The sequence below is a fragment of the Arenimonas composti TR7-09 = DSM 18010 genome (assembly GCF_000426365.1).
GTDB lineage: Bacteria > Pseudomonadota > Gammaproteobacteria > Xanthomonadales > Xanthomonadaceae > Arenimonas > Arenimonas composti.
Window position 1 is genome coordinate 169,984 of record NZ_AUFF01000003.1, and the last position, 12,352, is coordinate 182,335.

The 12,352-nt window shown below is 71.3% G+C and carries 12 protein-coding genes; 6 read left to right on the forward strand and 6 right to left on the reverse strand.

Features of this window, described 5'->3' with window-relative positions; genetic code table 11:
• Genes K311_RS0107625 through K311_RS0107635 form a run of 3 tightly spaced genes read left to right on the forward strand, consistent with a single transcriptional unit; the run spans position 1 to position 1,110 of the window.
• Positions 1-450, forward strand: a complete 450-nt coding sequence (locus K311_RS0107625) for a pyrimidine dimer DNA glycosylase/endonuclease V (RefSeq protein WP_026816812.1) — start codon at positions 1-3, stop codon at positions 448-450.
• 25 nt (positions 451-475) lie between these two features.
• Entirely contained in the window at positions 476-715 is a 240-nt protein-coding gene (locus tag K311_RS15975; protein ID WP_051239729.1) for an MAPEG family protein, read from the forward strand.
• Positions 715-1,110 (forward strand): GFA family protein, encoded by a 396-nt coding sequence (locus K311_RS0107635; protein ID WP_026816813.1) that lies wholly within the window; start codon positions 715-717, stop codon positions 1,108-1,110. Before K311_RS15975 ends, K311_RS0107635 begins: the two co-directional genes overlap by 1 nt.
• 22 nt (positions 1,111-1,132) lie before the next feature.
• Here the strand turns inward: K311_RS0107635 and K311_RS15980 are convergent, their stop codons facing one another.
• The 3 genes from K311_RS15980 to K311_RS0107650 form a co-directional block, all read right to left on the reverse strand.
• The gene (locus tag K311_RS15980) at positions 1,133-2,863 is read right to left on the reverse strand and encodes an amidohydrolase (protein ID WP_051239731.1); all 1,731 of its coding nucleotides are present in this window, start codon (positions 2,861-2,863) and stop codon (positions 1,133-1,135) included.
• A gap of 94 nt (positions 2,864-2,957) precedes the next feature.
• Positions 2,958-3,569 carry a glycine zipper 2TM domain-containing protein gene (locus K311_RS18895; RefSeq protein WP_026816814.1) on the reverse strand — a complete coding sequence of 204 codons (612 nt, stop codon included), beginning with the start codon at positions 3,567-3,569 and terminating at the stop codon, positions 2,958-2,960.
• Between the two features lie 115 nt (positions 3,570-3,684).
• Positions 3,685-4,113, reverse strand: coding sequence for an OsmC family protein (locus K311_RS0107650; RefSeq protein WP_026816815.1), 429 nt, complete (start codon positions 4,111-4,113; stop codon positions 3,685-3,687).
• Positions 4,114-4,232: 119 nt separating this feature from the next.
• Here K311_RS0107650 and K311_RS17630 point away from each other — a divergent pair, with 119 nt between their 5' ends.
• The 3 genes from K311_RS17630 to K311_RS17635 all read left to right on the forward strand — a co-directional run bounded on the left by K311_RS17630 (position 4,233) and on the right by K311_RS17635 (position 9,236).
• Positions 4,233-6,104 carry a sulfotransferase gene (locus tag K311_RS17630; RefSeq protein WP_051239733.1) on the forward strand — a complete coding sequence of 624 codons (1,872 nt, stop codon included), beginning with the start codon at positions 4,233-4,235 and terminating at the stop codon, positions 6,102-6,104.
• Between the two features lie 251 nt (positions 6,105-6,355).
• Positions 6,356-8,392, forward strand: coding sequence for an elongation factor G (fusA, locus tag K311_RS0107660; RefSeq protein ID WP_026816816.1), 2,037 nt, complete (start codon positions 6,356-6,358; stop codon positions 8,390-8,392).
• A 79-nt stretch (positions 8,393-8,471) separates the two neighbouring features.
• The gene (locus K311_RS17635; protein WP_051239735.1) at positions 8,472-9,236 is read left to right on the forward strand and encodes a hypothetical protein; all 765 of its coding nucleotides are present in this window, start codon (positions 8,472-8,474) and stop codon (positions 9,234-9,236) included.
• A gap of 40 nt (positions 9,237-9,276) precedes the next feature.
• Here K311_RS17635 and K311_RS0107670 read toward each other — a convergent pair whose 3' ends face one another.
• The 3 genes from K311_RS0107670 to K311_RS0107680 are packed head-to-tail and all read right to left on the reverse strand — an operon-like array spanning position 9,277 to position 12,258.
• Positions 9,277-10,272: a cytochrome d ubiquinol oxidase subunit II gene (locus K311_RS0107670; protein WP_026816817.1), complete on the reverse strand. Its 996-nt coding sequence runs from the start codon at positions 10,270-10,272 to the stop codon at positions 9,277-9,279.
• Between the two features lie 10 nt (positions 10,273-10,282).
• Positions 10,283-11,689, reverse strand: coding sequence for a cytochrome ubiquinol oxidase subunit I (locus K311_RS15995; RefSeq protein ID WP_081683347.1), 1,407 nt, complete (start codon positions 11,687-11,689; stop codon positions 10,283-10,285).
• Entirely contained in the window at positions 11,686-12,258 is a 573-nt protein-coding gene (locus tag K311_RS0107680) for a GbsR/MarR family transcriptional regulator (protein ID WP_026816818.1), read from the reverse strand. The genes K311_RS15995 and K311_RS0107680 overlap by 4 nt, the downstream gene beginning before the upstream one ends.
• Positions 12,259-12,352: the final 94 nt, after the last annotated feature.

Genomic DNA, 12,352 nt, shown 5'->3' on the forward strand with positions numbered 1-12,352 from the left:
GTGCGGCTCTGGTCCCTGCATCCGCGTTATCTCGACCGGCAGGGTCTGACCGCGCTCTGGCGCGAAACCCTGCTGGCGCAGGCCGTGCTGCGCGGCACTACCCGCGGCTATACCCGGCATCCGCAGCTGGAGCGCTTTCGCGAACACCCGGATCCGGCGGCGGCCATCGCCGCCTACCTCGCCGCCGTGCACGCGGAAGCCACGGCACGCGGCTATTCGTACGACGCTTCGAAGTTCCCGGCGCTCGCGGGCCCGCCCGCGACGATCGCGGTGACCGAAGGCCAGCTCGACCGCGAATGGACGCACCTGTGCGGCAAACTCGCGGCGCGCTCGCCGGCGGTGCTCGCGCGCTGGCAGCAGGTGAAGCGGCCGGAGCCGCATCCGCTGTTCCGGGAGGTCGCCGGGCCGGTGGCATCATGGGAACGCGCCGGCGGCCCGCCGGCGCAGTAGCCGAAGCCCCCCGGAACACGACGCCGTGAGTCCCAGCCTCCTCGCCCTGCTAGCCTTCATCGCCTGGACCCTGGCCCTGCTGCTGGTCATGGAAGTGGTGCGCGCGACGCTGGTGCTGAGCGGCGACGTCGCGGCGAACGGCTTCGATCCGGCGAACTCGACGCTGTCGCCGTTCATGCAGCGGCTGGCGCGGGCGCACCTGAACTGCCTCGAGGGTCTGCCGGTGTTCGGCGGCCTCGCGCTGGCGCGGACGGCGCTGGGCTGATGGATGTCCGGCGCGCCGCCTGCAGCTGTGGCCGTCTCGTCGCCGAGGCGCGCGGCGAACCGGTGCGCGTCTCGGTCTGCCACTGCCTGAACTGCCAGCGTCGCAGCGGCAGTGCCTTCGCGGTGCAGGCGCGGTATCCGGACGCGGCGGTGACGATCGCCGGCGAGCGCCGCGAGTTCGTGCTCGCCGGCGACAGCGGCGCCCTCGCCCGCTTCCACTTCTGCCCGCACTGCGGCGCGACCGTGTACTACCGCGCCGACGCCCTGCCCGGCGTCGTGATGATCCCGGTCGGTGCCTTCGCCGATCCGGCGTTTCCGGCGCCGACGGTGTCGGTATACGGCGAGCGCAAGCACGGTTGGCTGCGGCTCGACGACCGCATCGACGCACTCGACTGAAACGCGACGGTGTCAGAGACGGTTAATCCGGAGAGGGCTGCGGCGGAGCCCGGGACACTCCCGGATCAACTGTTTCCGACACCGTTTTTTCGTAGACCGCCTCGCCGTCGACCCAGGTCGAGCGCACCACCAGCACCGGCAAGCGCGTCGCCGGCATCGCCAGCGGGTCGGCGTCGAGGATCACGAAGTCGGCGCGGTAGCCCGGCATCAGCCGGCCGAGTTCGGCCTCGTCGAAAGCGGCGAAGGCGGCGCCGGCGGTGAAGCCCTCGAGCGCCTGCACCGGCGTCAGCCGCTGCCGCGGGAACCAGCCGCCGCGCGGGCGGCCCTCGCTGTCCTGGCGGCTCACCGCCGCGTACAGGCCGAGCCGCGGATCCACCGATTCCACCGGGAAATCCGAGCCCAGCGCCAGCGGCACGCCGGCCGCGCGCAGGGTCTGCCAGGCGTAAGCGCCGCGGATGCGTTCGCCGCCGACGCGCGTCTGCGCCCAGGGCATATCCGAGGTCGCATGCGTCGGCTGCATCGACGCGACCAGGTGCAGCGCCGCGAAGCGGCTGAAATCCTCCGGCGCGATCACCTGCGCGTGTTCGACGCGCCAGCGGTGATCGTCGGCGCTGGCGTCCCCCAGGGTGCGCGCATAGGTGTCGAGCACGATGCGCACGCCGCGGTCACCGATCGCGTGGCTGGCCGGCTGCAGGCCGCAGTCGGCCGCCTTGCGCACACCGGCCGCGAAGTCCTCCGGCGCGGTGACCAGCAGGCCGCGGTGGCCGGGCTCGTCGCTGTAGTCTTCGAGCAGGGCCGCGCCGCGGCTGCCGAGGGCGCCGTCGACGTAGAACTTCACCCCGCGCATCGCCAGCCGGCCGCCGCCGTGTTCGTAGGGACCCATCGCGCACAGCGCCGCCAGCGCCGCGGCATCGCCGTCGGCATAGGCGCGGATGCGCAGCGGCAGGCGACCGGCGTCGGCGAACTCGCGCATCAGCCGCAGGTCGTCCAGCGACACGCCCATGTCGTGCACGCCGGTCAGGCCGTTCGCGACCGCGGCGGCCAGCGCGCGTTCCAGCGCCTCGGCGCGCAATGCGTGCGAGGCCGGCGGCACCACCGCGTCGACCAGGGCCGAGGCGGCGTCGATGAACACGCCGGTCGCCCGGCCCTCGCCGTCGCGCAGGATGCGGCCGCCGTCGGGCTGCCAGTCGCCGGACAGGTCGCGGCCCACCGCGCGCAGCGCCGCCGAGTTCGCCCAGCCCGCGTGGCCGTCGACGCGTTCCAGCCAGACCGGCCGGTCCGGGAACGCGGCATCGAGGTCGGCGGCGGTCGGGAAGGCCTTGTCGGGCCAGTCGTTCTGGTCCCAGCCGCGGCCGAGCAGCCAGGCGCCGTCGGGCAGATCGGCGGCGAAGGCCTGCAGGCGGGCGATCACCTCGGCCCTGTCGCGGGCGCCGACGAGATCGGCACGCAGCAGCGCGAAGCCGAGGTTCATCAGATGGGCGTGGGCGTCGATCATGCCCGGGATCACGACGCCGCCGCCGGCATCGACGATACGGAGGCCGCCGTAGTGCAGCAGCAGCGGCGCCTCGTCGCCGACGGCGAGCACGCGCCCGCTGGCGTCCCAGGCCATGGCCGTCGCGGCCGGCTGGTCCGGGTTGCCGGTGTGGATGCGGGCGTTGACGAGGACGGTGGTGTCGGCGGCGCTGGCGGCGCCGGCGAGAAGCAGGGAAACGAGAAACGAGGAACGAGCAACGAGTGGCTTGAGTCGACGCATGGCGCTTCCCCGGAGGTCCCGCCGCAACCATAACCCGTGGAAGCGGAAGGGGCCCTTTCGGGCCCCTTCGCTGGCGACTTCCGGTGATTCCGGATCAGTCTTCCGGGATCACTTCGACACGCACGCGGAGCTGGCTGCCCGGGTGGCGGTCGGTGACGGTCTCGAAGCGGCGGCCAGCGTATTCGTATTCGACCCGGTAGCCGACGACGCGTTCGTCGGGCTGGTAGTCGGTGACGACGCGGCAGCGGCGGACCTCGGTCGTGGCGACCGGCGCGTCGTCGCGACCGTAGTACTCGTCCTGGCGGCGGATGTTCTCGCGCTCGACGTTGTTGCCGATCGTGCCGCCGATCACCGCGCCGGCGATCGTCGCCGCGCGGCGACCGTCACCGCGGCCGACGGTATTGCCCAGCGCACCGCCGACGATCGCGCCGAGCACCGCGCCGCCGCCGCTGGTGCGCGGAACGCCGCGACGGTCGTCCTCGTAGGCATAGGCGGGCTCTTCCTCGTACCAGCATTCCTGGCGGTCCACCGGTTGCTGCACGCGTTCGACCATCGGCTCCACGCGGGTCACGCGGGCGACGTCCTGGATGGCGGCGCTGCCGTACCCGTCGCGGTCGTAGTAGCCACGGTCGTCGTACGACTGGGCCTGCGCCGTCGACACGGCGGTCAGGGCGAGCACCAGCGGGGCGAGCATCGAGCGCTTCATGGGAACTCCTGTCGCCGGGGATCGGCGCCGGGCCAGCATCGTTCCGGTTCGCCGAATTCGGGCTGAATCGCGGGCGGCCGCCGGCCTACGGCAGCCCCCCGGTTCAGGCAAGGCCTCAGGCGAGGCGGGCGTCCATCGTCACCGGGATCGCCAGCACCTTCGAGATCACGCAGTTGGCCTTGGCGTTCTCGGCGAAAGCGGCGAACTCCTCCGCCGACAGCCCCGGCACGCTGGCGCTGACGGTCAGGTGCACACCGGTCGCGTGCGGGCCCGGCGCGGTCTCCATCTGTACCTCCGCCTTGGTGTCGATGCGCTCGGCGGTATGGCCGGCGTTCTGCAGGATGAAGCTCAGCGCCATCGAATAGCAGCCGGCGTGGGCGGCGGCGAGCAGTTCCTCGGGGTTGCTGCCCTTCTCGTCGCCGAAACGGGTGCCGAACGAATAGCGGGTGCCCTCGAACAGGCCGCTCTGCGGCGTGCTCATGCGGCCCTGGCCGGACTTCAGGTCGCCCTCCCAGCGGGCGGTCGCGTGGCGCTTGAATCCCATGGCGAAGCTCCAGTGGCGGTGGTGGGCCGAGTCTACGCCCGCCGGGGATCGGGGGTGGCGGCCCGGGGCCACGGCACGGCGGCGGGCTAAAATGCCGCGTTCGCCTCCCGGATATCGCGATGAAACTGCAGGTCCCGTTCGTCCAGCTGCCGATCCGTTTCGACGCCGCCGCCCTCGCCGCGGAGATCGCGCAGATCGAGGACCGGCACTGGCGCGCGCGCGCGGTCGGCGTTGCCGGCAACAGCGCCCTGACCCTGGTGACCACCGGCGGCGACCCGGACAACGACGACCTCGCCGGGGTGATGCGCCCGACCCCGCACCTGCAGCGGCTGCCGAAGGTGATGCAGGTGATGGAGGCGCTAGGCGCCACCTGGGGCCGCGCCCGCCTGATGAAGCTCTACGGCCAGTCGGAAGTCAGCGCCCACGTCGACACCAATTACTACTGGCGCGAGCGCATGCGCGTGCACGTGCCGATCGTGACCACGCCCGGCGTGCGCTTCCAGTGCGGCGACGCCGAAGTGAACATGGCGCCCGGCGAGTGCTGGATCTTCGACACCTGGCGCCGGCACCGCGTGCTCAACGAGAGCAACCAGGAGCGCATCCACCTGGTGCTCGACACCGTCGGCGGCGAGCGCCTGTGGTCGCTGATCGCCGCCGGCCGCGCGCCGGGCCGCGAAGCGCCGGGCTGGCACGCCGCGCCGTTCGCCTTCGACCCGGCGCGGCCGGCGCCGCCGCTCGACTTCGAGACGGTGAACCTGCCGCTGGTGATGTCGCCGTGGGAGATGCGCGAGCACTTCGTGTTCCTGCTCGGCGAAGCGGTGGGCGATCCACGCCTGCCGGCGATCCAGCAGGCCCTGCTCGACTTCTCGCGGCGCTGGTTGGCGCTGTGGGCGGCGCACGGCGAGGACCGCGGCGGCTGGCCACGCTACCGCGCCCTGCTCGACGCCACCGCCGCCCGCCTGCTCGCGCTCGGCGTCGGCGAGATCGGCCTGCGCAACGAGGTCGGCCTGTGGTTCGCGCTGCAGTCGCACGTGTTCGACGTCGCCCTGGCCGACATCGACGCCAGCGGCGCCGCCTCGCGCCAGGACGTGCACGGTGCGCCGGCTGCGGAAACGCCGGTGCGACGCAAGCCGATCGCCAGCACCAGCGGCTCGAGCCTGCACCAGTTCGACCGTCCGGTGTTCATCGTCAGCCCGCCGCGTTCGGGCTCGACCCTGCTGTTCGAGACGCTGGCGAAGGCCCCCGGCGTCTACAGCCCCGGCGACGAGAGCCATGCGCTGATCGAAGGTCTCGCGGCGCTGTCGCCGTCGGCGCGCGGCTGGGATTCGAACGTGCTGACCGCGGCCGACGCCGCCGACGGCATCGACGAGCAGCTGCGGCAGCGTTTCTTCGCCGCGCTGCGCGACCGCGAACGCCGGGCACCGGCGCCGGGCGCGACGATCCGCATGCTCGAGAAGACGCCGAAGAACGCCCTGCGCATCCCCTTCCTGCGCACGCTGTTCCCGGACGCGCGCTTCATCTGGCTGTACCGCGATCCGCGTCAGGTGCTCGGCAGCATGATCGACGGCTGGAGTTCCGGCGACTTCGTGATGTATCCGCAGCTGCCGGGCTGGAGCGGGCCGCCGTGGTCCTTCCTGCTGACCCCGGGCTGGCGCGAACTGGCCGGCAGGCCGCTCGCCGACATCGTCGCCGGGCAGTGGGACGCGTGCATGCGCACGCTGCTCGACGACCTGCAGGCATTGCCGCGCGAGCACTGGATCGCGGTCGACCACGCCGACGTGACCGCCGACCCGCAGGCGCAGGTGCAGCGCGTCGCCGCCTGGGCCGGCTGGCAGTGGGACCGGCAACTCGGCCCGACCCTGCCGCTGTCGCGCTACACCCTGACCGCGCCGGCGCCCGACAAGTGGCGCCGGCACGAGGCGGAGATCGAGCGGGCGATGGACGGGATCGCGGGCACGGTCGCGCGCGCCCTCGCCTCCCGCACCCTGTAGGAGCGGCTTCAGCCGCGATCCCCGTCCCGTGGGAGCGGCTTCAGCCGCGATGCTCTTCACCATCGACAAGAGCATCGCGGCTGAAGCCGCTCCTACGGCGAGGAGCATCGCGGCTGAAGCCGCTCCTACGGCGAGGAGCATCGCGGCTGAAGCCGCTCCTACAGGTGGGCGGGCCGAGGGTCATTGCGGTTGACGCGCCCTCCCCCCGGCGCGACCCTAGCCCGGCCATTCCCACGCGGGAGCACGGCCTCATGTCCTACTCGACGGAACAGATCCGCAACGTGGCCCTCGCAGGCCACCCGGGCGCCGGCAAGACCACCCTCTTCGAAGCCCTGTTGCATGCCGGCGGCACGATTCCAGCGACAGGCAGCCTGGAACGCGGCACCACGGTGTCCGACCACGATCCGATGGAAAGGGCGCGCGGGCATTCGCTGAACACGGCGATCGCCGCCATCGACCACGGCGGCTTCCACATCAACCTGATCGACACGCCCGGCTATCCGGACTTCCGTGGCCCGACCCTGTCGGCACTGTCGGCGGTGGAGACCGTCGCGATCGTCGTCGACGCGGTCGCCGGCATCGGCTGGAGCAGCCGGCGTCTGATGGAAGCCGCGAAGGCACGCGAGCTCTGCCGCGTCGTCGTGATCAACCGCATCGACGCCGACGGCGCGCGCCCGGCCGAGGTGCTGGCGGCGCTGCGCGAGGAATTCGGTCCGGAATGCCTGCCGATGAACCTGCCCGCGGACGGCGGCCGCCGCGTCGTCGACTGCTTCTTCAATCCGCAGGGCGACTCCGACCTCGGGCCGGTGGCGGACTTCCACCAGAAGATCGTCGACCAGGTGGTCGAGATCAACGAACAGGTGATGGACCATTACCTCAGCGACGGCGAGGAAGGCCTGTCCGGCGCCGAACTGCACGACGCCTTCGAGCAGTGCCTGCGCGAGGGCCATCTGGTGCCGGTGTGTTTCGTGTCGGCGCGGACCGGCGCCGGGGTCGCCGAATTGCTGGAACTCGCGGAGAAACTGTTCCCGAATCCGGACGAGGGCAACCCGCCGGCCTTCGAGCGCAACGGCGAGCCGATCACGGCGACGCCGGATCCGCGGGCGCACGTGATCGCCGACGTCTTCAAGATCGTCAACGACCCGTTCGTCGGCAAGCTCAGCGTGTTCCGCGTGTTCCAGGGCACGGTGCGCCGCGACAGCCAGCTGTTCGTCGACGACGGCCGCAAGCCGTTCAAGGTCGGCCACCTGTTCCGGCTGAAGGGCAAGGAACACGTCGAGATCGAGCAGGCCGTGCCCGGCGACATCGCCGCGGTCGCCAAGGTCGACGAGATCCACTTCGACGCGGTGCTGCACGACAGCCACGACGAGGACCACATCCACCTGCGCCCGATCGATTTCCCGAAGCCGATGTTCGGGCTGGCGATCGAGGCGGCCACCCGCGGCCAGGAACAGAAGCTCGCGACGGCGCTGCAGAAGCTCGCCGAGGAGGACCCGGGTTTCCACGTCGAGCACAATGCCGAGCTCAACGAGACGGTGATCCGCGGCCTGGGCGAACTGCACCTGCGGGTGATGCTCGAGCGCATCCGCGAGCGCTACGGCGTCGAGGTGACGTCGCGTCCGCCGCGCATCGCCTACCGCGAGACCATTTCCGCGCCCGCCGAAGGTCACCACCGGCACAAGAAACAGACCGGCGGCGCCGGCCAGTTCGGCGAGGTTTTCCTGCGCATCGAGCCGCTGGAGCGTGGCAAGGGCTTCGAGTTCGTCGACGCGGTGAAGGGCGGCACGATTCCCGGCCAGTTCATTCCGGCGGTCGAGAAGGGCGTGCGCCAGGTGCTGCAGGGCGGCGCGATCGCCGGGCATCCGCTGCAGGACGTGCGCGTGACCGTCTACGACGGCAAGTACCACAGCGTCGACTCGAAGGAAGTCGCTTTCGTCGCCGCCGGCAAGCGCGCCTTCCTCGATGCGGTGCTGAAGGCGAAGCCGCAAGTGCTCGAGCCGATCGTGGAACTCACTGTGGCGGCGCCGGAAGCGCACATGGGCGACATCACCGGCCAGCTCGCGGGCAAGCGCGCCCGCATCCACGGCACCGACGGCGGCCGAGACGGCGAAATCGTCGTGCGCGCGCAGGTGCCGCTGTCGGAGCTCACCGATTACGCCGCCGAACTCAAGGGTGCCACCGCCGGTCGCGGCCGTTACGTGCTCGAGTTCAGTCATTACGAACCGGTGCCCGGCAACGTGCAGAAGCAACTCGTGGAGGGCTGGAAACCCCACCACGACGAGGACTGAGCGGCGGTCCCGGAGTCCGGGGCACCGGCGGCGCAGGACCTGCGGCTACACTCGCCGCATTCCCCCGCGAGGTGACCCGATGCGCCCTGCCCGCCTGCTGCTGTGTGCCCTGGTGCTGTCCGGCTGCGAGCGCGCCGCGGCGCCCGATCCGTCACTGCCGCCCGCCGAGGTGGGCGCGCAGGCGGCTCCGGCCGCCACCGACGATGCGAACACCGGCGCCGACGGCGTCACCGTATCCGGCGAGCCGGTCGCCGCGCAGGACACCCTCATTCCCGACACGGCACCGGCCGCGGTGCCGCCGGCGAACGGCCTGCTGGACGGCATCGCCAGTGGCGACGACACCCTCGCTTCCCTGCGCGCGCGCTACGGCGCCGAGAATGTCGTCGAACGCGAACTGGCGGTCGGCGAAGGCGAAACGATGCCGGGCTGGGTGCTGTTCCCGGACCGGCCGACGCGCCAGCTGGAAGTCCACCTCGACGAGACCGGCGAGCATCCGGCGATGCTGGTGGCCGGCAGCGACGTCACCGAATGGCAGCGCGCCGACGGCGTGCGCAACGGCCTCACCGCGGCCGAGCTGACGGCGATCAACGGCCGCCCGTTCTCGTTCATGGGCTTCTACTGGGACTACGGCGGCGTGGTGATCGACTGGAAAGGCGGCGCCCTGGGCCCGGAAGACACCGTGGTGGGGCCGGTGACGCTGTGCCCGCCGCAGTTCGCCGACGAGGACATCCCCGACGGCTACCCGGCCGGCGACGGCGAATACGCCTCCGACCTGGCGATCCTGACGACCTTCCCGCCGGTGGTCTGCGAGTTCGGCGTCGTGCTGGCGCTGCCGCCACGGTGAGGGCCGACGCGGCGCCGACGCTGGTGGAACGAAGCTCCGGCTACTCGTAGCTCAGCTCGGTACTGCGCCCCCAGAACACCCGGTAGGCGAACACCGTGTAGCCGATGATCATCGGCAGCGTGATCGCGGCGCCGATCAGGATCACCTTCAGCGACTCCGGCGCCGCCGCGGCTTCGGAATAGACGATGCGATCGATCACCAGGTACGGGAACATGCTGTAGGCCAGTCCGGCGAAGGCGAGCACGAACAGCGCGATCGCCGCCGCGAACGGCACCCAGTCGCGCCCCGGTTCGCCGCGACGGATCCGGCGCAGGTGGTTCTCGCAGACGGCGAACACGATCGCGGTCAGCAGCGGCACCGGCAGCAGCAGGAAGAAGCCCGGCAGCGCGAACCACTTCTCGAAGATGCGCGGCGAAACGTAGGGCGTCGCGATCGACACCGCGGCGATGCCGAGCCCGGTCGCCCACAAGGCCCACCAGCCCCAGCCGGCGGCGCGCTGCACCAGCGGCCCTTCGAGTTTCAGCAGCAGCCAGGTGGCGCCCAGCAGCGCATAGCCACCGGCGAGGCAGATCGCGACGAAGGCGGCGAACAGCAGCGGTACCGCGCCGGCCTCGAAACCGAGGATCCAGCGCCCGATCATCCAGCCCTGCGCCAGCGACGCCAGCAGCGAGCCGGCGAAGAACGCCGCATTCCACAGCCCGCGGTGCTCGTCGTGGGCCTTGCTGCGGAAGTCGAACGCGACGCCGCGCAGGATCAGCCCGACCAGCATCGCCGCGACCGGCAGGTACAACGCGCCGAGGATCACCCCGTGCGCCACCGGGAATGCGACCAGCAGCAGCCCGACGCCGAGCACCAGCCAGGTTTCGTTGGCGTCCCAGAACGGGCCGATCGAGGCGACCATGCGGTCCTTGCCGGCGCCGTCGGCCAGCGGCACCAGCAGGCCGACGCCGAGGTCGTAGCCGTCGAGCACGACGTAGGCGAGCATCGCGATCGCCATCAGCGCGACGAAGATCAGCGGCAGGTGGGCATCGAGCATCGCGGCCTCCTCAGGTTTCGTCGGCGTCGCCGCGCGCGGCGGTGATCGGCGGCGCCACCGTGGCCCCGCCCTTGCGCGCCAGGTGGAACAGCACCGACACATAGGCCAGCAGCAGCACCGCGTACAGCGCCAGGTAGGCCGACAGGCTCAGCCCGATCACCGCCGGCGGGTGGTCGGCGGCGGCTTCGGACGTGCGCAGGATGCCGGTGACCAGCCAGGGCTGGCGGCCGATCTCGGTGACGTACCAGCCGGCCAGCGTCGCGATCCAGCCGGAGAAGGTCATGCCGACCAGCCAGCGCGCGAGCCAGCGTGGCGGCTCGCGCCCGCCGCGCAGCTTCCACGCCGCGACCAGGCCGGTGGCGATCATCAGCAGGCCGACGCCGACCATCACCCGGAAGCCCCAGAACACCGGCAACACCGGCGGGTGGTCGTCGAACGCGTCCAGGCCCTGCAGCTCGCCCTCGAGGTCATGGGTCAGGATCAGCGCCGCCAGGCCGGGGATGCCGATGGCGTAGTCGTTGCGGCGCTCGGCCTCGTTCGGCCAGGCGAACACCAGCGCCGGCGCGCCCTTCTCGCCTTCGCCCCAGATGCCTTCCATCGCCGCGATCTTCGCCGGCTGGTGTTCGAGCGTGTTCAGCCCGTGCTGGTCGCCGACGAAGGCCTGCACCGGCGCCAGCACCGCCGCCATCAGCACGCCGGTGCGCAGCATCGCGCGCACGTCGCCGCCGCGGTCGCCACGCAGCCAGCGGTAGGCCGCCAGGCCGCTGACCAGGAACGCGACGGTCAGACCGGAGGCGATCAGCGTGTGCGTGAGCCGGTACGGGAACGAGGGATTGAAGATCACCTGCCACCAGTCGCCGACATGGGCGACGCCGTCGACCATCACGTGCCCGGCCGGCGTCTGCATCCACGAGTTCAGCGCCAGGATCCAGAACGCCGAGGCGGTGGTGCCGGCCGCGACCAGCACCGTCGCCAGCGTGTGCACCCGCTCGCCGACGCGCTTGCGCCCGAACAGCATGATCCCGAGGAAGCTGGCCTCGAGGAAGAAGGCGGTCATGATCTCGTAGGCCAGCAGCGGCCCGGCGATGTTGCCGACGGTGTTCATGTAGCCCGGCCAGTTGGTGCCGAACTGGAAGCTCATCACCACGCCGCTGACGACGCCGAGCGCGAAGCTCAGCGCGAACACCTTCACCCAGAAGAAATAGGCCGACAGCCAGGCCTCGTCGCCGCTGCGCAGGAAGCGCAGCTTGAAGTACAGCAGCACCCAGCCGAGCGCGATCGTGATGCTCGGGAACAGGTAGTGGAAGCTGATGTTGGTCGCGAACTGGATGCGCGCCAGCATCACGGCATCGACCGCGGCGGCGGGGTCGGAGCCGGCGGTCGCCGCGGCGGCGGCGAGCAGCAGGGGCACGCTCATGGCCGGCCACCGTAGTCGGGGGCGGCTTCCGGGCCGAGGAAGCGTTCCTTCATCTCCAGCAGTTTCGTCGCGGTCGCGCCGAGGGCCATCAGCTTCTCCAGGGTCTGTGGCGACAGCCGGCGGATCTCGGCGAACCAGTCGGTCAGCTGTTCGATCAGCGCGTGCATCTGCCGCATGCGTTCCTGAGCGTGCTTCTCCTCGGGTGAGTCCGGCGTCACCAGCAGGGCGTCGCGCAGCATCGACAGGGTCGGGTCGACCTCGCGCCGTTGCCGCTCCTCGGCCAGCGTGCGGAAGATCGCCCAGACGTCGTCGGGGGCCGAATAGAAGTCGCGGCGGTCGCCGGGCTGGTGGCTCAGGCGGACCAGGCGCCAGGAGGTGAGCTCCTTCAGCCCCATGCTGACGTTCGAGCGGCTGACCCCGAGGCGCTCGGTCAGGTCGTCGGCGGTCAGCGGTTGCGCCGAGATGAACAGCAGGGCGTAGATCTGCCCGACCGTGCGGTTGATGCCCCAGCGGCTGCCCATTTCACCGAAGTGCAGCACGAAGGACTGACTGAGCGGTGGCAGATCCATCACGAATCCCGAAGTTTCAGAAATTTCTGAAACTTTACGCCAACCCTCAGGCCGTCACCAGTGGCCACGCGGCTGCCCTCCGTCGCGCCCGGAA